General features: G+C 57.1%; 1 protein-coding gene. It reads left to right on the top strand.

Features of this window, described 5'->3' with window-relative positions; genetic code table 11:
* The coding region (locus R3I13_RS26980; protein WP_346321111.1) for a DUF6443 domain-containing protein at nucleotides 1–536 on the top strand (536 nt) is incomplete at both ends.

Consider the following 536-nt stretch of genomic DNA (forward strand, 5'->3'; position numbering starts at 1 on the left):
GCCCCGACCCAAACGGTGAACCCTGTTCCTGCTGCTTACGGTGCGGGCACAAAGGTGAACTACGTCCGCACCTGGGAACCTGCTAAACCCCTGACAGACCCTGCCGCAGTGATCGCAGAAACAGACGTGGCCAATGTCCGCCAAACTACCCAATACGTAGACGGCCTGGGCCGTCCTTTGCAAACGGTGACCAAAGGCGGCTCCCCGGCAAAAAAAGATGTAGTGGCCCCGGTGATCTACGATGCCTTTGGCCGCGAGCAGTATCAATACCTGCCCTATGTATCCACGGCCGGTGATGGTGCTTTTAAGACTAACCCTTTCAACGATCAGAAGAATTTCTACGCGCCTACCTCCGGCACACCGATCTACCCCGGTGAACAGGTATTTTATAACCAGACCGTCTTTGAAGCTTCTCCCCTTAACCGTGTGCTGCAAACGATGGCCCCCGGCAACAGCTGGGCCGGATCCAATGTGGGCGTGAGCCAGCAATACCTGGTCAACGCGGTGAGCGATTCGGTGCGCATCTGGACGATCGC

Origin of the sequence: Chitinophaga sp. YIM B06452 (assembly GCF_039655965.1) — a bacterium.
GTDB lineage: Bacteria > Bacteroidota > Bacteroidia > Chitinophagales > Chitinophagaceae > Chitinophaga.